Consider the following 21,082-nt stretch of genomic DNA (forward strand, 5'->3'; position numbering starts at 1 on the left):
CAACAGGGTAGGCGGTCAGGACAGTCGGACAGCCACCTGCCCGTCGACGACGTCGGCACGGTGGGTCGCGACCGTTCCGATGCCGTCGGTGGTGCACCGGCCGGTGTCCAGGGAGAACTGGTACTGGTGCAGGGGACACACGACGACGGCCCCGTCGATCTGCCCGTCCGCCAGCGGCCCGCCGCGATGGGGGCACACCGCGTCCATGGCGCGGACCGTCCCGTCGGTCAGGAGGAAGACGGCGATCTGTCGTCCGTCGACCACGTAGGTCCGGCCCTCGCCGGGGGTGAGATCGTCGAGGGTTCCCACCACGGTCGCCTGTGCCGTCGTCATCGAACCGGCACCTGAGGCAGCGGGAGAAGCGGGAGGGAGGGCGCGAACTGGGCCGGTGACCGCGGCGCCGCGCGTTCCTTCCACGGATCGGTGTAGCCGTCGATGGATATCTGGATGCGCTCGTCGAGTCCTGCACAGAGACCCTCGGCGTCGTCGACGAGCAGTCGCTGCAACGTCTCGAGGCCGACCCGCGGGACGAAGGCGTAGGTCCGCTCGAGCCACTTCGCCTCCTCGCGGTAGTACTGGATGAATCGGCCCGCGAGGGTCAGGACCTCCTCGGGGGAGTCGACCGTGGCGAGGACGTCGCCCTTGCGGATGTGTGCGCCGGCCGCGCCGCCGATGTAGATCTCCCAGCGGCCGTCGCCGACGGCCACCACACCGAAGTCCTTGCAGAGCGCCTCGGAGCAGTTGCGGGGGCATCCGGCCACGGCCAGCTTGAGCTTTGCGGGAGTTTCGAGACCCTGGAACCGTTCCTCGATCGCGATGCCGAGTGCGGTGGAGTCACCGAGTCCGAAACGGCAGAAATCGCTGCCGACACAGGTCTTCACGGTGCGCATGCTCTTGCCGTACGCGAACCCGGACGGCATGTCGAGATCGCCCCACACCTTCGGCAGGTCCTCCTTCTTGATGCCGAGAAGATCGATGCGCTGTCCACCGGTGACCTTGACCAGCGGGACCCCGTACTTGTCGGCCACATCGGCGATGCGCCGCAACTGGTCCGGGGTGGTCACGCCGCCCTTCATCTGCGGCACGACGGAGAAGGTGCCGTCTCGCTGGATGTTGGCGTGAACGCGGTCGTTGATGAACAGCGCGCCTCGCTCGTCGACCCAGTCGGGTCCCCAGACCACGCGCAGCAGCGAGGCCAGCGGCATCTTCGCGGTCGCGTCCTCGGCGTCGGCCAACGCATCGAAGACTGCGGAGACGGACCGGAGGTTCTGCGAGCGGACGGCCTCGATCAGCTCGGGCTTGGACATCGGGATACAGGGGACGTACCAGTCCGCCGCGGGATCGACCGCGAGCGCTCCACCGGCGGCGCAGGCGACGATGTCGGCGACCAGGCCCTTGCAGGATCCGCATCCCTTGCCCGCACGGGTCTTTCCCACGACCTCGGAGACGGTGGTTGCCCCGCCGTGCACGCAGGCGACGATGTCGCCCTTCGTGACCCCGTTGCAGTTGCACACCTGGACATCGTCGGACAGTTCGGCGGCGCCGGTCTCCGCGCTCGGCGTGCCCATGTCGAACAGCATGCTGATGCGCTCGTCGGGAAGCGGTACCTTCTCGTCGAACGCCTGAGTCAGGAAGCTCACCTTGCTGATGTCGCCCAGCAGCATCGCGCCGATCAGCTTGTTGTCGCGCACGACCACCGACTTGTAGGTGCCGCTGCGGGGTTCGTAGAACTGCACGAACTCGTCGGTGTCCCGCTCGGGACCCTTGACGCCCATCGCCGCAACGTCGACGCCCGCGACCTTGAGCTTCGTCGTCAGTCGCGAACCATGATAAGCCGCAGCCGGATTCGCACCGGTCAGCACGTCGGCCAGGACCGACGCCTGCTCCCACAAGGGAGCCACGAGGCCGTACACCTCACCGCGATGCTGGCAGCATTCTCCGACTGCGTGGATCGCTCCCTCGTCCTCGCACCGCATCTGATCGTCGACGACGATGCCGCGCTCGATCACCAGTCCGGCACGCCGCGCGAGGTTTACGTTGGGGCGGATACCGGCCGTCACGACGATCATGTCCGCGGGCAGGGTGGAACCGTCGTTGAACGCGACCCCGGTGACGGCACCGCTCTCGTCCCGCAACACAGCCGTGGTGCGCTTGGACGTGTACACGCCGACGCCGAGGTCCTCGATCTTGTTGCGCAGCACGCGTCCACCACGTTCGTCCAGCTGCTGGTTCATCAGGTGTCCGGGGGAGTGCACGACATCCACGTCGATGCCCTGCGTGCGCAGACCGTAGGCGGCTTCGAGGCCCAGCAGTCCGCCACCGATGACGACGGCGCGGATGCCGTCGCGGGAGGACGCCATCTGCAGCATGCCGTTGGTGTCCTCGATCGTCCGGAAACCGAAGACGCCGCGCGCCAGTCTGCCGTCGGCCTCCCGCAGTCCGTCCATGTTGGGAAAGAACGTCGTGCTCCCGGTCGCGATGATCACGGTGTCGTAGGGGACGACGCGTCCGCTCTCGCACGTCACGTTCTTGGCGAAGCGGTCCAACGCCACCGCCCGGTCTCCGACGTGGAGGGTGACGTCGTTCTCCCGGTACCAGGCCATCGGGTTGAGCATCAGATCGTCGTCGTCGATGGACGACTCGCCCGAGAGCACGTGCGAGAGCATGATGCGGTTGTAGTTGCCGTACGGCTCGTCGCCGATCATCGTGACATCGAACTTCTCACGGTCGCGGCCGAGGATCTCCTCGACGGTGCGGGCCCCCGCCATTCCGTTGCCGACGACGAGCAGGCGATGCCGTTCTCCTGCAGCCGGCATCAGAAGATCATCATCCCGAAATCGACGACGACCTCGCCGCTGCAGCCGTCGGGCGCCGCGACGGTGAGCTCGAGAACCGAGTCGGGATCGACGTCCTCGACGACGCGCAGCGGAACGTTGACGCTCGCCTTCGCGCCCATCGGGAACACGCGCATCGACTCTCCGTCGCGCGTGAGCGTGACGACGACCAGTTCGTCGGAGGAGTTACCGCCGCGGAAGTAGAGCGGCTGGGCGGTCAGGCCCGGCGGAACGGTGTACGCCGTGGCGGCGTCGAGAAGCTCGGACTTGCCCAGGCCGTGCCCGACGAAGGGAAAGACGCCTTGGATGAACTTCGGAGTGCTGGCCATGGGACGACTGTCCGTGCACGCGGTGACGGCACTGCTGCGCCCGTGTTACGGCGGCGTCATCATTCACTCTCGAGCGCGGCCGCCGCAGTGTCAGGTCTTCCGCCCGGTCATCACCAGCGGCGCGACCACTGCCAGCAGGACGGCGGGTATGAGGAAGGCCGACGTCGGGTGCACCCCGTACAGCGGGGTGAGCGCGAGAGGAGCGAAGGCCGCCCCGGAGAACCGGAACGACTGGACGACCGACACGGCGCCGCCGCGGTTCGCCCCCGACGAGCCGAGGACAGCGGCGTTGACGCCGACGAGGATGAACTGGCTGGCGACACCCGCTGCCGCCCAGACGAGGCCGACGACCACCAGGCTGGGCATGGTGCCGGCGAGGGCGATGAGGACCGCGCCGACAGGAGCGGCACCCACGATCGCTCGGCGTGGCCCGATGCGGTCGATCAGTCCACCGACGCGTCGCGCCACCAGGATTCCGGCGACCCCGAACACGGTCAGCAGCAGTCCGCGCTGTGTGGAGGACAGACCGAAAGTGTCCTCGGCGCGGAAGGCGACGAGGAAGTTGAGTCCCCCGAGCGCGCCCCAGCCGAGGAGCGCGACCACTGCCACGCGGAGGACCGGGACGGTGAGAGCGTCGCGCAACCGTTCGGGACGACCGCCGGGGGTGGACGGCGCGGTGGCCGCGGGGAGCCCGACCAGCCCGAGGATCGCGGCGACGACGGCCAGCACGACGAACGCGTACCGCCAGTCGAACTCGGCGGCGAGGCCCCCGACCAGCGGCGCACTGGTCTGACCCGCCGCCTGCAGGGCGCCGAAGGTACCCAGCACCCGTCCCAGTCGCTCGCGGGGAGTGACGGCCGCCAGTGACGCGAGGAGCAGCGGCGTCGTGAAGGAATTGCCGATGCCCTGCAGTGCGCGCGCACCCAGCAACAGGTCGAGCGTGGGCGCGACCGCACACAGGAGCGAGGAGACGACGTAGAGCAGGTAGGCGAGGCGCACGGTGCGCACCCGGCCCCATCGCGCGCCGAGGGTGCCCGACACGAGCATGGCCAGAGCGAACGGAAACAGGTACGCGCTGAGAGTCGATGCCGCCGACCCGGTGGACACCCCCAGATCCGCGCCCATCTCGGGCAGCATCGAGGACACCACTCCGCCGCCGAACGGGCCGAGGAAGCCACCGGCGTACAGAGCGCCGATGCGGAGCCGTGCGAGTCGTGCGCTCACCGGTGACGAGCGCGCGTCACAGCCCGAAGCTGCCCGGCCCGCGTCGGCGCAGGTAGCGCTCGAACTCGGCGGCCAGCGCATCGCCGTCCACCTTGGAGACGGCCTCGGACATGTCGACCTCGGCGTCGCCGCGCTCCTCGAGGGTGCGGACGTACTCGGCGATCTCGTCGTCGTCCTTGGTCATCTCGGTGACCGACTCCTCCCAGTCCTCCGCCTGGGACGGCAGCTCGCCGAGCGGCACCTCGATGTCGAGGACGTCCTCGACACGCTGGAGCAGGGCGACGGTGGCCTTGGGGTTCGGCGGCTGGGACACGTAGTGCGGGACCGCCGCCCACAGGGACACTGCCGGAATCCCCGCTTTGACGCACTCGTCCTGCAGAACACCGGTGATGCCGGTCGGGCCCTCGTACCGGGTCTGCTCGAGGTTGAACTGCTCCGCCGACTCGGTGCTGTACGCGGTGCCGGTCACGGGAACGGGCCGGGTGTGGGGCGTGTCGGCGAGCAGTGCGCCGAGAATCACGACCGTCTCGACCCCGAGCTGGTCGATGAACTCGAGCAGGTCGTCGCAGAAGCTCCGCCACCGCATGTTGGGCTCGATACCGCGCAGCAGCACGACGTCGCGGTCGCTGCCGGGAGGCGAACACACCGACAACCTCGTCGACGGCCACTCGATCTCGCGCGTCACACCGTCCACCTGTCGGACCGTCGGGCGGTTGACCTGGTAGTCGTAGTAGTCCTCGGAGTCGAGCTCGGCCAGGGGCGTCGCGTCCCAGATCAGTTCGAGATGCTCCACCGCGCCGCTCGCGGCGTCGCCCGCGTCGTTCCATCCCTCGAACGCCGCGACGAGAATCGGGCTGCGCAGGGTCGGCAGGATCTCGTCCAGGTCGGACTCGTCCGTCGCGGAGTCCTGATCGTCCGCTCCGACACCGGCCACCAGCTCGGCAGCGACGCCGGCGGCGAGGTCTGTCGGGGGGTCCTGGACCACGGGGAGATCGCCCTCGGGCGTTTCTGGCGCACTCACCCGCCCAGCCTACGACCAGAGCTGTCGGGACAGACCACTACGCTTGGGGGTATGCCTGTCGAATTCCGATCACGCCTGCTCGATGCGCTGTCCCAGCGTGTTGTCATCGGCGACGGTGCCATGGGAACGATGCTGCAGGCCGCAGACCTGACGCTGGACGATTTCCGCGGCCTCGAAGGCTGTAACGAGATCCTCAACGACACGCGTCCCGACGTGCTCCGCCAGATCCACCGGGAGTACTTCGAGGCGGGCGCGGACGCCGTCGAGACCAACACCTTCGGGTGCAACCTCCCCAACCTCGCCGACTACGACATCTCGGACCGCATCCGCGAGCTGTCGTACAAGGGAACGATCCTGGCCCGCGAGGTCGCCGACGAGATGGGTACCGGGCGAGACGGCATGGGCCGCTTCGTGCTCGGGTCCATGGGGCCGGGCACCAAACTGCCCACCCTCGGCCACGCCCCGTTCCGGGCGCTGCGCGACGCCTACGCCGAAGCTGCGCTGGGAATGATCGACGGTGGCGCCGACGCCGTCCTGATCGAGACGTGCCAGGACCTGCTCCAGGTGAAGGCCGCCATCCTCGGCAGTCAGGCCGCGATGGAGCAGCTGGGCATCCGCATCCCGATCATCACGCACGTGACGGTCGAGACCACCGGCACGATGTTGCTGGGCAGCGAGATCGGCGCGGCACTGACCGCGATCGAGCCGCTCGGGGTCGACCTGATCGGCCTCAACTGCGCCACGGGCCCCGCCGAGATGAGCGAGCACCTGCGTCACCTCAGCAGGCATGCCACCGTGCCGGTCTCGGTCATGCCCAACGCCGGCCTGCCGCAGCTCGGCCCCAAGGGTGCCGAGTACCCGCTCGGTCCCGACGAGCTGGCCGAGGCGCTCAGCGGCTTCGTCACCGAGTTCGGCCTCTCCCTGGTGGGTGGCTGCTGTGGAACCACCCCGGAGCACATCCGCCAGGTCGCCGACGCGGTGCACGACGCGCGCCGCGGAGTGCGGGACCCGAAGCCCGAGAAGGGTGTCTCGTCTCTCTACGCAGCGGTGCCGTTCGAGCAGGACGCCAGCATCCTCATGATCGGCGAACGCACCAACTCCAACGGTTCGAAGGCGTTCCGTGACGCGATGCTGGCCGAGGACTACCAGAAGTGCCTCGACATCGCGAAGGACCAGACGCGCGACGGCGCGCACATGCTCGATCTCAACGTCGACTACGTCGGCCGCGACGGTGCTGCCGACATGTCGGCTCTGGCCTCGCGCCTGGCCACCTCCTCGACGCTGCCGATCATGCTCGACTCCACCGAGCCCGCAGTCCTGGAGGCCGGGCTCGAGCACCTCGGTGGGCGCAGCGCGGTCAACTCTGTCAACTACGAGGACGGCGACGGGCCCGACTCGCGCTTCCAGCGCATCATGACGCTGGTCAAGCGTCACGGAGCGGCGGTCGTCGCGCTGACGATCGACGAGGAGGGTCAGGCCCGGACGGCGGACTGGAAGATCCGCATCGCGGAGCGGCTCATCGCCGACATCCGCGACAACTGGGGTCTGCCGGAATCGGACATCATCCTCGACACCCTGACGTTCCCCATCTCGACGGGCCAGGAAGAGGTCCGGCGGGACGGCATCGAGACCATCGAGGCCATCCGTCGACTGCACGAGAGTCATCCCGAGGTGCACTTCACCCTGGGTATCTCGAACATCTCGTTCGGCCTCAATCCTGCTGCGAGGCAGGTGCTCAACTCGGTCTTCCTGCACGAGTGCACGGAGGCCGGCCTCGACACGGCCATCGTTCACGCGTCGAAGATCCTCCCCATGGCGCGTATCCCCGAGGAGCAGCGCCAGGTCGCGCTCGACCTCGTGTACGACCGTCGCCGCGAGGGCTACGACCCGTTGCAGGCGCTCATGGCGCTGTTCGAAGGCGTCTCCGCGGCGTCCGCACGCGAGTCGCGGGCGCAGGAACTGGCCGGCCTTCCCTTGTTCGATCGCCTCGAGCGCCGCATCGTCGACGGTGAGCGTGCCGGGCTGGGAGACGATCTCGACGAGGCGATGCAGGAGAAGCCGCCGCTCGCGATCATCAACGAGACGCTGCTGTCCGGCATGAAGACCGTCGGTGAGCTGTTCGGGTCCGGGCAGATGCAGCTTCCGTTCGTGCTGCAGTCCGCCGAGGTGATGAAAGCGGCTGTGGCACACCTCGAGCCGCACATGGAGGCATCCGACGAGGACGGCAAGGGCCGCATCGTGCTCGCCACCGTCAAGGGCGACGTCCACGACATCGGCAAGAACCTCGTCGACATCATCCTGAGCAACAACGGCTACGAGGTGGTCAATCTCGGTATCAAGCAGCCCATCTCGGCGATTCTCGACGCCGCGGTGGACAAGCGTGCCGACGTCATCGGCATGTCCGGTCTGCTGGTGAAGTCCACGGTGGTCATGAAGGAGAACCTGCTCGAGCTCAACGCCAAGGGCGTCGCCGAGAAGTTCCCCGTCATGCTCGGTGGCGCAGCGCTCACCCGGTCCTATGTCGAGAACGATCTCGCCGAGGTCTACGAGGGTGAGGTGTCGTACGCGCGTGACGCGTTCGAGGGCTTGCGCCTGATGGACACGATCATGAACACCAAACGCGGTGTGGCGCCGGCTCCCGACAGCGAGGAGGCGCTCGCCGCTCAGCAGAAGACCGCGGAGCGCAAGGAGCGGCACGAGCGGTCCCGGCGCATCGCCGAGAAGCGCAAGGCCGCGGAGACACCGGTCGTCGTTCCCGAGCGCTCCGACGTCTCCGTCGAGAAGGAGCTTCCGGCGCCGCCGTTCTGGGGCAGCAGGATCGTCAAGGGCATCTCGCTGTCCGAGTACTCGGGGCTTCTCGACGAGCGTGCCCTGTTCCTCGGTCAGTGGGGTCTGCGCGGCGCACGCGCCGGTGAGGGCCCGTCCTACGAGGACCTGGTGGAGACCGAGGGCCGTCCGCGCCTGCGGTACTGGCTCGACCGCCTCAGCACCGACGGCATCCTCGCACACGCGGCACTCGTGTACGGGTACTTCCCGGCGGTGTCCGAGGGTGACGACGTGGTGGTCCTCGAGTCCCCGGAACCCGATGCGGCGGAGCGCTTCCGGTTCACGTTCCCGCGCCAGGACCGCGGCAGGTTCCTCTGTATCGCGGACTTCGTGCGGTCGCGAGACCTCGCCCGTGAGACGGGGGTGGTCGACGTCCTGCCGATGAACCTGGTGACGATGGGTCAGCCCATCGCCGACTTCGCCAACGAGCTCTTCAAGGCGGATGCGTACCGCGACTACCTCGAGGTGCACGGCATCGGCGTGCAGCTCACCGAGGCGCTCGCGGAGTACTGGCATCGCCGGGTCCGCGAGGAACTGGTGCTGCCCAGCGGCCGCTCCCTCGTGGATCAGGATCCGTCCGACGTGGAGGGGTACTTCAAGCTCGAGTACCGCGGTGCCCGGTACTCGTTCGGGTACGGCGCGTGCCCCGATCTGGAGGACCGCATCAAGCTCGTCGCGATGCTCGAACCCCAGCGCATAGGGGTGGATCTGTCCGACGAGTTGCAGTTGCACCCCGAGCAGTCGACGGATGCGTTCGTGCTGCACCACCCGGAGGCGAAGTACTTCAATGTCTAGCGGGCAGGCCGGAGGCCGGTCGGAGTTGAGCGGGCAGGCCGGAGGCCGGTCGGATGTCTGAGCTCCAGGCCGTCTTGTTCGACATGGACGGGACGCTGTTGGACTCGGAGCGCCTGTGGGACATCGCGGTGTACGAGCTGTCCGAGTCCCTCGGGCGCGAGCTCACTCCGGAGGTGCGGGAGTCGACTCTGGGCAACTCGATGATGAGTGCGCTGGCGAAGGTCTACGCGCACGTGGGACGGGAGGCGTCGCCGGAGAACCTGGCGGAGTCCGCTGCCTGGCTCAACGGCCGTGTTGTCGAGCTGTTCGCGGGTGGTCTGCCGTGGCGTCCGGGTGCGGAGGCGGCGCTGGATCTGGTGCAGTCGGCCGGTCTGGGCTGTGCCCTCGTCACCAACACCGAGCGCATGCTGACGGAGATCGCGCTCGAGACGCTGGGCCGTCACCGCTTCGGCGCGACCGTGTGCGGCGACGAGGTGACGCACGCGAAGCCCGCTCCCGATCCGTACCGCCGGGGCGCAGAGCTGCTCGGTGTCGACACGGCGTCGTGCGTCGCCGTCGAGGATTCGCCCACGGGAACCGAGTCCGCCGTCTCGGCGGGATGCGCCGTCGTCGTGGTGCCCTCCGAGGTGCAGGTGCCCAGCGGACCGGGCCGTACGTTCCGCACCACCCTCGAGGGGCTCACCCTCGACGATCTCCGGTCTGCGCGCGCCGGGGGACACTGATAGCGGTCCGCGGGCCGCGTCGTGGAACAATCATCACCCGTGAAGAACTTCGAGTCCCTGTTCGCCGAGCTCACCGACCGCGCTGCCACCAGGCCCGAGGGCTCGGGCACCGTCGCCGCGTTGGACGCGGGTGTGCATCAGCAGGGCAAGAAGATCCTCGAGGAGGCCGGCGAGGTGTGGATCGCCGCGGAGCACGAGACGGACGAGGCGCTGGCGGAGGAGATCTCGCAGCTCCTGTACTGGATCCAGGTGTTGATGGTCGGGAAGAACCTCTCCCTCGAGGATGTCTACCGACATCTGTGAGCGGACCGACCCACTTCCACCGCCACCGATCTTCCCGCACCCCAGGAGTCCCACCATGCTTCGCGTCGCCGTCCCCAACAAAGGTTCCCTGTCCGAGCTCGCCGGAGAGATTCTGAGCGAGGCGGGTTATCGCCGCCGCGCCGATTCCCGCGATCTCACCGTGCTCGACAACGCCAACAACGTCGAGTTCTTCTTCCTCCGTCCCAAGGACATCGCCATCTACGTGGGCTCGGGTGAGCTCGATCTCGGCATCACCGGCCGGGATCTGTCGCTCGATTCGGGCGCACCCGTGACCGAGCGGCTCGCACTCGGATTCGGCAACAGCACCTTCCGCTACGCCGCGCCGGCCGGCAAGGAGTGGACCCCGAACGATCTGGCCGGGCTCCGCATCGCCACGTCGTACCCCAACCTGGTCCGCCGGGACCTCGCGGCGCGGGGCCTCGAGGCCACCGTGATCCGTCTGGACGGAGCCGTCGAGATCTCCATCCAGTTGGGTGTCGCCGATGCGATCGCCGACGTCGTGGGCTCGGGACGCACACTGCGCCAACACAACCTGGTGGCGTTCGGTGAATCCCTGTGCGACTCGGAGGGCGTGCTCATCGAGCAGGCGGGCTCGCCAGTCGACGACAAGGCGCGCAACCAGCTCATCGCGCGTGTCCAGGGCGTCGTCTTCGCCCAGCAGTACCTGATGCTCGACTACGACTGCCCGCGCAGCATCCTCGACGACGCCGTCAAGATCACGCCCGGCCTCGAGTCTCCGACGCTGTCCCCGCTCGCGGACGAGGCGTGGGTGGCCATTCGTGCCATGGTTCCGCGCAAGGGACACAACGCCGTGATGGACGAGCTCGCCGAGCTCGGCGCCAAGGCGATTCTCGCGTCCGACATCCGGTCGTGCCGCGCATTCTGACGCGTCCGCTCCGTTGTGATCGGTCCCAGTAGTTCCTGATCGGTACCGACCAGTCTCCTCTCGTCGCTAGAGTCGCGTCGTCGAGAGGATCCGTCATGACCGTCGTCGATTCTGCGAGCCCCGACCTGCTGGTCTCGCTCGCCGCTGCACTCACCGGAACACTGTCGCGTCCGGGGGAGCCCGGATACGAGCGGTCGGTGCCGTGGAACGTCGCTGTCCCCGTCGATCCGGTGGCAGTCGTCGCGGCCGCCACCGCGGACGACGTCGCCGCCACCGTGCGGGCAGCGCGCGAGGCCGGGCTTCGCGTGGCCGTGCAGGCCACCGGACACGGGGCGGTGCGCATCGGTCCGGACACGATTCTGGTCCTCACCGGTGATCTCGACGAACTGACGATCGACCCCGACACGCGCGTCGCCCGGCTCGGCGCCGGGGTCCGGTGGCAGCAGGTTCTCGACGCCGGCGCGCCGTCCGGATCGGCGCCGCTGTGTGGGTCGTCGCCGAACACCGGCGTCACGGGATTTCTGACCGGTGGGGGAATCGGGCCGGTGGCTCGGACGTACGGGGTCTCGTCGAGTCGTGTGCGCGCGTTCGATCTCGTCACGGGCGACGGCACACTGCGCCGGGTGACACCGGACACCGACGCCGATCTCTTCCGCGGCCTGTGTGGGGGCAAGTCGACACTCGGCATCGTCACCGCGGTCGAGACGGAGCTGCTGCCGATCGCCGAGTTCTACGCGGGCGCACTGTATTACGACGACCGGCACGCGGCGGCGGTACTCGAGGCGTGGCGGGTGTGGAGCGCCACGCTGACCGAGGAGCACAACACCTCGCTCGCGTTCCTCCAGCTTCCACCGCTGCCCGGCGTGCCGGAACCGTTGGCCGGGAAGTTCGTGGTCGCGGTGCGTTTCGCATCGGTCGCGGAGCCGGGGATCGCAGCCGACGTTCTCGCACCGATGCGCGCTGCGGCCCCGACCGTCATCGACACGGTCACGACCATTCCGTACGCGGCGGTGGGGTCGGTACATGCCGACCCGGTGGATCCGATGCCGACACGTGAGGCCACGACGATGCTCCGCGTGTTCGACGAGGAGGCGGCAGCGACCGTATTGGTCATGACCGGCCCCGCGTCGAGTTCACCGCAGGTGATCGTGGAGCTGAGGCTGCTCGGCGGCGCTCTCGGCCGGCCGGGACCGCATCCCGACGTGTACTGCCATCGCGAGGCCGCCTACAGCCTCCTGTGCATCGGAGTGCTGGCGCCTCCCGTCGCCGATGCGGTGATCGCGCACGGCGAGGCAGTCGTGGAGGCTCTGGCACCGTGGTCGACCGGTGGCGCGTTGCCCAACTTCGCGGCGTCCGACGACCCCGCTCACCTCGCACGGGTCTACGACGAGGACACTCGGGCCTGGCTCGGAGCCCTGGCCGAACAGCACGATCCCGCGGGGATCTTCCGCGTCGGACAGGTGGTCCGGCTCGGCTGATCCGGTGTGGAGACGTCAGGCGCGAGCGCGCACCTCGAGTGTCTGGAACGTGCGGCCCACCGACCCCGTCGCGTCGTACAACGTCGAGGTGCACAGCCCGATGCCGTCGTCGCCGATCGCGGTGCGGGCCTGCACACCCACCCATTCGCCGACGGGTTCGCGCACGATCTGCACCGTCAGATCGGTGTTGAGGAACGTCCACTCCGTCGGATCGAGAAGTGCCGCGACGCCGTTGGCGATGTCGGCCACGGCGAACAGTCCGACGATCGGCGACGTCTGCTCGCCGGCCACCACGGGATACCTGGGACGTGCCCACACCCGGCCGGGCTCCGACGCCGTCACCGGGCGGGCGCCCCGGAACTCGAGACTCTCGAGGAACCCGCCGTGCCAGTGGTCCGGAAAGGCCCACCCGGCCTCGGACTCGTCCGGACCGGGCACCAACGGTGGATCGAGAGTCTGCCCGGCCGCCGAGGTGTCGGTCATCGCCACGCGCCAGGCCGTGGCACGCGCGACCGCCCTGGTCGACCCGTCGGGCAGATCCGCGACGAGGTCGGCCGTCAGCATGGCGACCCGGCGACCGGGGCGTTCCACACGGGCCTGCACGGTGAGTTCTCCGACGGGCACCGGCCCGAGGATCTCCATCGTCACCCGCGCGAGCCGGGTGCCCGGCACCGGCGAACACTGCTCCAGTGCTCGCGCGAGCAGCGCCGACGGGGGAGCGCCGTGTTGCATGGTCTCCGCCCACACACTCGTGGTGAGCCGCGTGGCGCGATAGCGATCGGTTCCCTCGACACGGACGAAGAGTGCATCCTCGCTCACGCCGTGACCTCCGTCGGCTCGCTCGGCCACCCCGGGTACTCGGGCGGAGTGCCGCCGAAGGACGGGCACAGGGCCTGGAAGTCGCACCACCCACACAGCTTTCCGGGCTTGGGGCGGAAGTCGCCCGTCTCGCCGGCGGATCGGATGGCCGTCCAGATGGCGGACAGCGTCCGTTCGAACCGGCGGAGCTCGTCCTCGTCCGGGGCGTAGGTGAGAATCTGGCTGTCCTTCAGGAACAGCAGGCGCAGCTGCGCGGGAACGATGCCGCGCGTGCGCATCAGCACCACCGCGTAGAACTTCATCTGGAACAATGCCTTGGCCTCGGCGATCTCGCGCGGCGCCTTGCCCGTCTTGTAGTCGACGACGCGCAGCTGCCCGGTGGGCGCGACGTCGATGCGGTCGATGTAGCCGCGCAACAGCACGCCGTCGTCCAGTTCGGTCTCGACGAGCTGCTCGCACGACTCGGGGTCGAACCGTGTGGGGTCCTCGAGCGAGTAGTAGGACGCCACGAGCGACTGCGCCTCGGCGACGAACTTCTCGCGCTCGTGCTCCTCGACGAGATCGGCCGCGTACTCGTGCGACACGACCATGGCGTCCCATTCCTCCTGCACGAGGGTGCCGGCCCGCGTCGAGACCCGGTCCGCCGCGGGCAACGCGTAGAGCGACTCGAGGGCGGAGTGCACGAGGGTGCCGCGCAACTGCGCCTTCGACGGCGGTGCGGGCAGGCGGTCGATGGCCCGGAACCGGTAGAGCAGGGGGCACTGCTTGTAATCCGCTGCGCGCGAGGGCGACAACGCGGGACGACGGCGAGGACGGTCGGGTGCCGCCGCGGCGACGTCGGTGACGACGGGGTCTTCGGTCGAGATGCTCACGGCGCCGACACTATGCCCGCTCACCGACACGATCCGGTATCTGCCCTACAGTTCCCCGGGGCGCGTCGCGCCCCGAGAGCGCCCCGCTTCGTGGGCGGGACCAGAGTGCACCGGAAAGAGGACCACCCGTGGAACCGACCGACACCGACACGTCTGCGCGCGCGAGCGGACCGTTCCGCGTCGGTGATCGCGTGCAGCTCACCGACGCCAAGGGGCGGCACTACACGGTGGTGCTCGACGCGGCCAAGGAGTTCCACACCCACCGCGGCGGGATCCGCCACGACGATCTGATCGGTGTCGACGAGGGCAGCGTCGTGAAGTCGACGAACGGCACCCCGTATCTCGCTCTGCGCCCGCTTCTCGTCGACTACGTGCTGTCGATGCCGCGCGGCGCGCAGGTCATCTACCCCAAGGACGCCGCCCAGATCGTGCACGAGGGCGACGTCTTCCCGGGTGCCCGCGTGCTCGAGGCCGGCGCCGGTTCCGGCGCCCTGACGTGTTCGCTGCTGCGTGCCGTCGGTCCGCAGGGGCGCGTCATCTCCTACGAGGTGCGCGAGGACCACGCCGTGCACGCGGTGCGCAACGTGGAGACCTTCTTCGGCGAGCGGCCGGAGAACTGGGACCTGGTGATCGACGACGTCGCCGCGTTCGACGTCGCGCGTCACGAGGGCATGGTCGACCGGGTGGTGCTGGACATGCTGGCGCCGTGGGACGCACTCGACGCCGTCGCCGGTGCGCTGGTTCCGGGCGGCGTGCTGATCGTCTACGTGGCCACCGTCACGCAGTTGTCCAAGGTCGTCGAGGCCCTGCGTGCGCAGGAGTGCTGGACCGAGCCGCGGTCGTGGGAGTCGATCGTGCGCGGGTGGCACGTCGTCGGGCTGGCAGTGCGACCCGAGCACCGCATGCAGGGGCACACCGCGTTCCTGGTCAGTGCGCGTCGTCTGGCCGAGGGCACCGTCACCCCGAAACCGCAGCGACGGGCCGGCAAGACCCCCACCGAACCCGCCTGACACCGGGGGTTCATGCACCGACCGTGTGCCGTTCGTCCGCTGTCTGTCGGTGGTCGGTGACAGTGTCTGACCACGGTCGTCACACACGTTTGCGTTTCGCCCGGTAGCGTTGAGAAATCGCTTTGGGAGGAGTCCTGCATGAGCCCTACAGACAACCCGGACCAGTCCGCAGTCCTGGCCGAACTCGATGCCCTGCGAGCCGAGGCCACCGTCCTGCGCCGACAACTCGACGCTTCCCGTGGGGGTGCGCCGTCGGCGGACACCCGTAACACCGACGTGCGTGATCTCGAGTCGCGGGTCGACTCGCTCTCCACACGCAACACGAAGCTGATGGAGACGCTCAAGGAGGCGCGCCAGCAGCTCATCGCCCTGCGCGAGGAGGTCGACCGGCTCGGCGCACCGCCCAGCGGTTACGGCGTCCTGGTGCACACCTACGACGACGCGACGGTGGACGTGTTCACCTCGGGCCGCAAGATGCGCCTGACGTGCTCGCCGAACGTCGACGCCACCGCACTCCGGCCCGGCCAGACCGTGCGTCTGAACGAGGCCCTCACCATCGTCGAGGCGTGTGAATTCGAACGCGTCGGCGAGATCAGCTCCCTTCGCGAGATCCTCGAGGACGGCAAGCGCGCCCTCGTCGTCGGCCACGCCGACGAGGAACGTGTCGTGTGGTTGGCGACTCCGCTGCAGGAGATGGCCGACGACGAGGCACCGGAGGATCCGGACGGGCCGTCGCGCCGCCTGCGCCCCGGCGACTCGTTGCTGGTCGACACCAAGGCCGGCTACGCGTTCGAGCGCATTCCCAAGGCCGAGGTCGAGGACCTCGTGCTCGAGGAGGTCCCCGACGTCGGCTACGAGGACATCGGCGGCCTCGGGCGGCAGATCGAGCAGATCCGCGACGCCGTGGAACTGCCCTTCCTGCACAAGGATCTGTTCCGTGAGTACTCGCTGCGCCCGCCCAAGGGTGTGTTGCTCTACGGGCCTCCCGGGTGCGGCAAGACACTCATCGCCAAGGCGGTCGCCAACTCACTGGCGAAGAAGATCGCCGAGGCACGGGGGCAGGACGCACGCGACGCGAAGTCCTACTTCCTCAACATCAAGGGCCCCGAGCTGCTCAACAAGTTCGTCGGTGAGACCGAACGCCACATCCGGTTGATCTTCCAGCGGGCTCGCGAGAAGGCGTCCGAGGGCACTCCCGTCATCGTGTTCTTCGACGAGATGGACTCCATCTTCCGTACACGTGGGTCGGGCGTCTCGTCCGACGTGGAGACCACCGTCGTCCCTCAGCTGCTGGCCGAGATCGACGGTGTCGAGGGCCTCGAGAACGTCATCGTGATCGGTGCGTCCAACCGCGAGGACATGATCGACCCGGCCATTCTGCGCCCGGGCCGTCTAGACGTGAAGATCAAGATCGAGCGCCCGGACGCCGAGTCCGCGCTCGACATCTTCTCGAAGTACCTCGACGACTCGCTGCCCGTCAACGCCGACGATCTCGCGGAGTTCGGCGGCGATCGCGCCGCCTGCATCCGCGGCATGATCGAACGCGTCGTCGAGCGCATGTACGCCGAGAGCGACGACAACCGATTCCTCGAGGTCACCTATGCCAACGGCGACAAGGAGGTCCTGTACTTCAAGGACTTCAACTCGGGCGCGATGATCCAGAACATCGTCGACCGCGCGAAGAAGTACGCCATCAAGTCGGTGCTCGACACCGGGACACCGGGTCTGCGCGTCGGACACCTCTTCGACTCCATCGTCGACGAGTTCGCCGAGAACGAGGATCTGCCCAACACCACCAATCCCGATGACTGGGCCCGCATCTCGGGCAAGAAAGGTGAGCGGATCGTCTACATCCGCACGCTCGTCACCGGTAAGAACGCCAGTGCGAGCCGCTCGATCGACACCGAGTCGAACACGGGTCAGTACCTCTGACCGCCCACCTGTAGCAGCGCCGAGACGATCACGCGGGTGTCCGGAACGAAGGGCCACGCGGGATCGTCCAGGTGTGTCAGCACCTCGACGTCCGACCACCACCAGCCGTCCGCGATCTCGGACGGCTGGTGGTGCATCGGCCCGTCGTGGCGCACCTCGTACGCGAACAGGTGGCAGCGCACCGTCGCAGCGCCGGATCGTCCCGTCCAGCGGCCGACCACCGGGTCGCCCGTCACGTCCGCTACGACGCCGAGTTCCTCGGCGAGTTCTCGCGAGGCGGTCTGTCGAGGGTCCTCCCCGGCATCGACGACCCCACCGGCCAGAACGTCGTGCATTCCCGCGAACACCGACTTGGTCGTCGTGCGGCGGTGGACGTACACGCGTGACCCGTCGGTGGATCGCACCAGCACGCCGGCACTCGCGTGCCACAGACCGCGCTCGTACACCTCGGTGCGCGGCGCCGCGCCCACCACGTGGCCACGCTCGTCGTACACGGCCACGATCTCGTCGTCAGGCATGCGTCACCGCTCCCACTCGATCAGGGGTCACAGGGTCGATAGCCTAGGGTCGAGAGCATGCAGCGCATCATCGGCATCGAGGTCGAGTACGGAATTTCCTCCCCTACCGAGCCTTCCGCCAATCCGATCCTGACGTCCACCCAGGCGGTGCTGGCTTACGCCGCCGCGGCGGGTGTGCCGCGGGCCAAGCGGACGCGCTGGGACTACGAGGTGGAATCTCCGCTGCGTGACGCACGCGGGTTCGACCTGGGCCGGTTCAGTGGCCCGGCGCCGATCATCGACGCCGACGAGGTCGGCGCGGCCAACATGATCCTCACCAACGGCGCGCGTCTCTACGTCGACCACGCCCACCCGGAGTACTCCGCACCGGAGGTGCGCGATCCGCTCGACGCCGTCATCTGGGACAAGGCGGGGGAGCGCGTCATGGAAGCGGCTGCGCGCCATGCCTCGAGCGTGCCCGGCGCCCCGCGCCTGCAGTTGTACAAGAACAACGTCGACGGCAAGGGCGCGTCCTACGGCACCCACGAGAACTACCTGATGTCTCGCGAGACCCCGTTCTCCGCGATCATCGCCGGGCTCTCGCCGTTCTTCGCCTCCCGCCAGGTGTTCACCGGCTCGGGCCGCGTCGGCATCGGTCAGTCCGGGGACGAGCCCGGATTCCAGCTCTCGCAGCGCGCCGACTACATCGAGGTCGAGGTGGGCCTCGAGACGACGCTCAAGCGCGGCATCATCAACACCCGCGACGAGCCGCACGCCGACGCCGACAAGTACCGGCGCCTGCACGTGATCATCGGTGACGCCAACCTCGCCGAGATGGCGACCTATCTCAAGGTCGGAACGACGGCCCTGGTGCTCGACATCGTCGAGGCCGGCGTGGACCTGTCCGATCTGCAGCTGGCCCGTCCGGTGACGGCGGTGCACCAGATCAGTCACGACCCGACGCTGCGCCGCACGGTCGCGCTCGCGGACGGTCGCGAGCTGACGGCGTTGGCACTGCAGCGCATCTACCTCGAGCGCGTCTCCGCGCATCTCGACGCACAGGGCGAGAAGGATCCGCGCGCCGCCGACGTGGTCGAGAAGTGGGCGATGATCCTCGACAAGCTCGAGCGCGACCCGATGGACTGCGCGTCCCTCCTCGACTGGCCGGCGAAACTGCGGCTGCTCGAAGGGTTCCGCAACCGCGAGGGACTCGGCTGGTCGGCGCCGCGACTGCACCTCGTGGACCTGCAGTACTCGGACGTCCGCCTCGACAAGGGTCTCTACAACCGGCTCGTCGCGCGCGGATCGATGGAACGGCTGGTCTCCGAGCAGGACGTCATGGACGCCGTCTCGAACCCCCCGACCGACACCCGCGCGTACTTCCGCGGCGAGTGCCTCCGCAAGTTCGGCCGCGACATCGCGGCCGCGAGCTGGGACTCGGTCATCTTCGACCTCGGTGGAGACTCGCTGGTGCGTATCCCCACCCTCGAGCCACTGCGGGGGAGCAAGGCCCACGTCGGTGCTCTGCTCGAATCGGTGGACTCGGCCGCAGAACTGGTGGACCAGCTCACCACCTGACGGTCCGCCCGTGCCGGACGTACGGTGGGTTGTCACCCTGTGACGGCGCATGCTCGGTAGGGTGAAGTTTCGCTGCGTGTCGAGAGAACACGCGGTTCGTGACGAGGAGGTCGGCTATGGCACAAGAGCAGACCACACGCTCCGGCGGTGGCGATGACGACGACGGTTCGGCCGAGGGCGCATCGGGTCAGGAACGACGCGAGAAGCTCGCCGAGGAGACCGACGATCTCCTCGACGAGATCGACGACGTGCTCGAGGAGAACGCGGAGGACTTCGTCCGCGCCTACGTGCAAAAGGGCGGCCAGTGACGGACGCGAACTCCGTTCCCCGTCCCCACGAGAGTGACACCACCCTGCGCTACGGGTCGCCGTTCTCCTCCTTCAGTGAACACCTGCGGGCCTACGCACCGCACCTGTTGCCCGAGAACCGTTTTCGTGCGGATCTCGCTCTGTCCCCGGAGGCGACGATGCAGTCCGACATCGCACCGCACGGCACCACCATCGTGGCCGTCACCTTCGACGGCGGCGTCATCCTCGCGGGTGATCGCCGCGCGACGATGGGCAACCTCATCGCCAGTCGCGACGTCGACAAGGTGTACGTCACGGACGACTACTCGGCCGCCGGCATCGCGGGTACCGCCGGCATGGCGATCGAGCTGGTGCGGCTGTTCGCGGTCGAACTCGAGCACTACGAGAAGATCGAGGGCGTCTCCCTCACCTTCAACGGCAAGGCCAACAAGCTGTCCTCCATGGTGCGGGCCAATCTCGGTGCGGCCATGCAGGGTCTGGCTGTGGTTCCGCTGCTCGTCGGCTACGACCTCGACGCCGCCGACGCCCGCCATGCGGGGCGCATCGTCTCCTACGACGTGGTCGGTGGCCGCTACGAGGAACGGTCCGGCTACCACGCGGTGGGATCGGGATCGCTGTTCGCGAAGTCGGCGATGAAGAAGCTCTACCGCGAGGACATGACCGAGGACGAGGCACTGCGCGTCGCGGTCGAATCGCTGTACGACGCTGCCGACGACGATTCGGCGACCGGCGGACCGGATCTGACCCGCGGCATCTACCCGACGGCGGTGGCCATCGGTGCCGGCGGAGCGAACCTGGTGGGATCGGACCGCATCGAGGCTCTGGCCCGTGCGGTACTGCAGGACCGATCGGAAGAAGGGGGTGCGCGCCGATGACGATGCCGTACTACGCGTCCGCCGAACAGATCATGCGCGATCGTTCGGAACTGGCGCGCAAGGGAATCGCACGCGGTCGCAGCGTGGTCGTGCTGACCTACGCGGACGGCGTGCTTTTCGTCGCCGAGAACCGGTCCTCCGCACTGCACAAGGTGAGCGAGCTGTACGACCGCCTCGGCTTCGCCGCGGTGGGCAAGTACAACGAGTTCGAGAATCTACGCCGCGCCGGCATCGTGCACGCCGACACCAAGGGCTACACCTACGACCGTGCGGACGTCACCGGACGATCGTTGGCCAAGGCGTACGCGCAGACGCTCGGCACCATCTTCACCGAGCAGCTCAAGCCGTACGAGGTGGAGATCTGCGTGGCCGAGGTCGGTGCCGTCGACGAGAGCCCCCGGTCCCAGCTCTACCGCATCACGTACGACGGCTCGATCGTCGACGAGGTCGACTTCGTGGTCATGGGCGGTGCCACCGAACCGATCTCGACGGTCCTGCGCGAGAAGTACCGCTCGGGGCTCGATCTCGACGCGGCGGTCGCGCTGGCAGTCGGTGCGCTCCAGGACTCCACGTCGACGCCGCCGACCAACGGTGCCGCGAGCGAGCCCGCGGAGAAGCGCGTCCTCGAGGTCACGAGCCTCGAAGTGGCCGTTCTCGAACAGACGCGGCCGAGGCGTGCGTTCCGGCGGATCTCCGGAGCGGCGCTCCAGGGACTGTTGCCCCCCGGTTCGGAACCTGCGGGCACCTGACCG

General features: G+C 68.4%; 19 protein-coding genes. 11 read left to right on the plus strand and 8 right to left on the minus strand.

Features of this window, described 5'->3' with window-relative positions:
* Positions 1-15: 15 nt before the first annotated feature.
* The 5 genes from BR07_RS0110065 to BR07_RS0110085 all read right to left on the minus strand — a co-directional run bounded on the left by BR07_RS0110065 (position 16) and on the right by BR07_RS0110085 (position 5,270).
* Positions 16-333, minus strand: a complete 318-nt coding sequence (locus BR07_RS0110065; RefSeq protein WP_027505341.1) for a Rieske (2Fe-2S) protein — start codon at positions 331-333, stop codon at positions 16-18.
* Positions 330-2,816, minus strand: coding sequence for a nitrite reductase large subunit NirB (gene nirB, locus BR07_RS0110070; protein ID WP_027505342.1), 2,487 nt, complete (start codon positions 2,814-2,816; stop codon positions 330-332). The genes BR07_RS0110065 and nirB overlap by 4 nt, the downstream gene beginning before the upstream one ends.
* Positions 2,816-3,163, minus strand: coding sequence for a hypothetical protein (locus BR07_RS0110075; RefSeq protein ID WP_027505343.1), 348 nt, complete (start codon positions 3,161-3,163; stop codon positions 2,816-2,818). The genes nirB and BR07_RS0110075 overlap by 1 nt, the downstream gene beginning before the upstream one ends.
* Before the next feature lie 90 nt (positions 3,164-3,253).
* A complete protein-coding gene (locus tag BR07_RS0110080; protein WP_027505344.1) occupies positions 3,254-4,387 on the minus strand; it encodes an MFS transporter in 1,134 nt (377 codons plus the stop codon).
* A gap of 16 nt (positions 4,388-4,403) precedes the next feature.
* A complete protein-coding gene (locus BR07_RS0110085; RefSeq protein ID WP_197027772.1) occupies positions 4,404-5,270 on the minus strand; it encodes a PAC2 family protein in 867 nt (288 codons plus the stop codon).
* 189 nt (positions 5,271-5,459) lie between these two features.
* On the opposite strand from BR07_RS0110085, the gene metH reads away from it, so the two are divergent.
* The 5 genes from metH to BR07_RS0110110 all read left to right on the plus strand — a co-directional run bounded on the left by metH (position 5,460) and on the right by BR07_RS0110110 (position 12,439).
* The gene (metH, locus tag BR07_RS0110090; protein ID WP_027505346.1) at positions 5,460-9,029 is read left to right on the plus strand and encodes a methionine synthase; all 3,570 of its coding nucleotides are present in this window, start codon (positions 5,460-5,462) and stop codon (positions 9,027-9,029) included.
* 53 nt (positions 9,030-9,082) lie between these two features.
* Complete coding sequence (locus tag BR07_RS0110095; RefSeq protein ID WP_027505347.1) at positions 9,083-9,751, plus strand: HAD family hydrolase; 669 nt, start codon at positions 9,083-9,085, stop codon at positions 9,749-9,751.
* Positions 9,752-9,790: 39 nt separating this feature from the next.
* Positions 9,791-10,054, plus strand: a complete 264-nt coding sequence (locus BR07_RS0110100) for a phosphoribosyl-ATP diphosphatase (protein WP_027505348.1) — start codon at positions 9,791-9,793, stop codon at positions 10,052-10,054.
* Between the two features lie 55 nt (positions 10,055-10,109).
* The gene (hisG, locus tag BR07_RS0110105) at positions 10,110-10,961 is read left to right on the plus strand and encodes an ATP phosphoribosyltransferase (protein WP_027505349.1); all 852 of its coding nucleotides are present in this window, start codon (positions 10,110-10,112) and stop codon (positions 10,959-10,961) included.
* Positions 10,962-11,056: 95 nt separating this feature from the next.
* The gene (locus BR07_RS0110110; protein ID WP_027505350.1) at positions 11,057-12,439 is read left to right on the plus strand and encodes an FAD-binding oxidoreductase; all 1,383 of its coding nucleotides are present in this window, start codon (positions 11,057-11,059) and stop codon (positions 12,437-12,439) included.
* A gap of 15 nt (positions 12,440-12,454) precedes the next feature.
* Here BR07_RS0110110 and BR07_RS0110115 read toward each other — a convergent pair whose 3' ends face one another.
* Positions 12,455-13,258, minus strand: a complete 804-nt coding sequence (locus BR07_RS0110115) for a thioesterase family protein (RefSeq protein WP_027505351.1) — start codon at positions 13,256-13,258, stop codon at positions 12,455-12,457.
* Complete coding sequence (locus tag BR07_RS0110120) at positions 13,255-14,130, minus strand: RecB family exonuclease (RefSeq protein ID WP_027505352.1); 876 nt, start codon at positions 14,128-14,130, stop codon at positions 13,255-13,257. Before BR07_RS0110120 ends, BR07_RS0110115 begins: the two co-directional genes overlap by 4 nt.
* 128 nt (positions 14,131-14,258) lie before the next feature.
* Here BR07_RS0110120 and BR07_RS0110125 point away from each other — a divergent pair, with 128 nt between their 5' ends.
* Together BR07_RS0110125 and arc are read left to right on the plus strand one after the other, a co-directional pair.
* Positions 14,259-15,140 (plus strand): tRNA (adenine-N1)-methyltransferase, encoded by an 882-nt coding sequence (locus BR07_RS0110125; protein ID WP_027505353.1) that lies wholly within the window; start codon positions 14,259-14,261, stop codon positions 15,138-15,140.
* A gap of 138 nt (positions 15,141-15,278) precedes the next feature.
* The gene (gene arc, locus BR07_RS0110130; protein ID WP_027505354.1) at positions 15,279-17,072 is read left to right on the plus strand and encodes a proteasome ATPase; all 1,794 of its coding nucleotides are present in this window, start codon (positions 15,279-15,281) and stop codon (positions 17,070-17,072) included.
* Here arc and BR07_RS0110135 read toward each other — a convergent pair.
* Complete coding sequence (locus BR07_RS0110135; protein ID WP_027505355.1) at positions 17,060-17,590, minus strand: NUDIX hydrolase; 531 nt, start codon at positions 17,588-17,590, stop codon at positions 17,060-17,062. The genes arc and BR07_RS0110135 overlap by 13 nt on opposite strands.
* Positions 17,591-17,647: 57 nt before the next feature.
* On the opposite strand from BR07_RS0110135, the gene dop reads away from it, so the two are divergent.
* The 4 genes from dop (at position 17,648) to prcA (ending at position 21,079) form a co-directional block, all read left to right on the plus strand.
* Positions 17,648-19,147 carry a depupylase/deamidase Dop gene (gene dop, locus BR07_RS0110140; protein WP_027505356.1) on the plus strand — a complete coding sequence of 500 codons (1,500 nt, stop codon included), beginning with the start codon at positions 17,648-17,650 and terminating at the stop codon, positions 19,145-19,147.
* Between the two features lie 116 nt (positions 19,148-19,263).
* Positions 19,264-19,455, plus strand: a complete 192-nt coding sequence (locus tag BR07_RS0110145; protein WP_027505357.1) for a ubiquitin-like protein Pup — start codon at positions 19,264-19,266, stop codon at positions 19,453-19,455.
* The gene (prcB, locus tag BR07_RS0110150) at positions 19,452-20,330 is read left to right on the plus strand and encodes a proteasome subunit beta (protein WP_027505358.1); all 879 of its coding nucleotides are present in this window, start codon (positions 19,452-19,454) and stop codon (positions 20,328-20,330) included. Before BR07_RS0110145 ends, prcB begins: the two co-directional genes overlap by 4 nt.
* A complete protein-coding gene (prcA, locus tag BR07_RS0110155; RefSeq protein ID WP_027505359.1) occupies positions 20,327-21,079 on the plus strand; it encodes a proteasome subunit alpha in 753 nt (250 codons plus the stop codon). The genes prcB and prcA overlap by 4 nt, the downstream gene beginning before the upstream one ends.
* Positions 21,080-21,082 lie beyond the last annotated feature (3 nt).

Origin of the sequence: Rhodococcus sp. UNC23MFCrub1.1, from assembly GCF_000686025.1 — a bacterium.
In the GTDB taxonomy this organism is placed as follows: Bacteria; Actinomycetota; Actinomycetes; order Mycobacteriales; family Mycobacteriaceae; genus Rhodococcoides.

What these genes read in the sequence shown, in the direction of transcription:
- BR07_RS0110075 (WP_027505343.1), bottom strand. Translation starts at nt 3,163, where the DNA reads ATGGCCAGCACTCCGAAGTTCATCCAAGGCGTCTTTCCCTTCGTCGGG.
- hisG (WP_027505349.1), top strand. Translation starts at nt 10,110, where the DNA reads ATGCTTCGCGTCGCCGTCCCCAACAAAGGTTCCCTGTCCGAGCTCGCC.
- arc (WP_027505354.1), top strand. Translation starts at nt 15,279, where the DNA reads ATGAGCCCTACAGACAACCCGGACCAGTCCGCAGTCCTGGCCGAACTC.
- dop (WP_027505356.1), top strand. Translation starts at nt 17,648, where the DNA reads ATGCAGCGCATCATCGGCATCGAGGTCGAGTACGGAATTTCCTCCCCT.
- metH (WP_027505346.1), top strand. Translation starts at nt 5,460, where the DNA reads ATGCCTGTCGAATTCCGATCACGCCTGCTCGATGCGCTGTCCCAGCGT.
- BR07_RS0110095 (WP_027505347.1), top strand. Translation starts at nt 9,083, where the DNA reads ATGTCTGAGCTCCAGGCCGTCTTGTTCGACATGGACGGGACGCTGTTG.
- BR07_RS0110065 (WP_027505341.1), bottom strand. Translation starts at nt 333, where the DNA reads ATGACGACGGCACAGGCGACCGTGGTGGGAACCCTCGACGATCTCACC.
- prcA (WP_027505359.1), top strand. Translation starts at nt 20,327, where the DNA reads ATGACGATGCCGTACTACGCGTCCGCCGAACAGATCATGCGCGATCGT.
- nirB (WP_027505342.1), bottom strand. Translation starts at nt 2,816, where the DNA reads ATGCCGGCTGCAGGAGAACGGCATCGCCTGCTCGTCGTCGGCAACGGA.
- BR07_RS0110135 (WP_027505355.1), bottom strand. Translation starts at nt 17,590, where the DNA reads ATGCCTGACGACGAGATCGTGGCCGTGTACGACGAGCGTGGCCACGTG.
- BR07_RS0110110 (WP_027505350.1), top strand. Translation starts at nt 11,057, where the DNA reads ATGACCGTCGTCGATTCTGCGAGCCCCGACCTGCTGGTCTCGCTCGCC.
- BR07_RS0110145 (WP_027505357.1), top strand. Translation starts at nt 19,264, where the DNA reads ATGGCACAAGAGCAGACCACACGCTCCGGCGGTGGCGATGACGACGAC.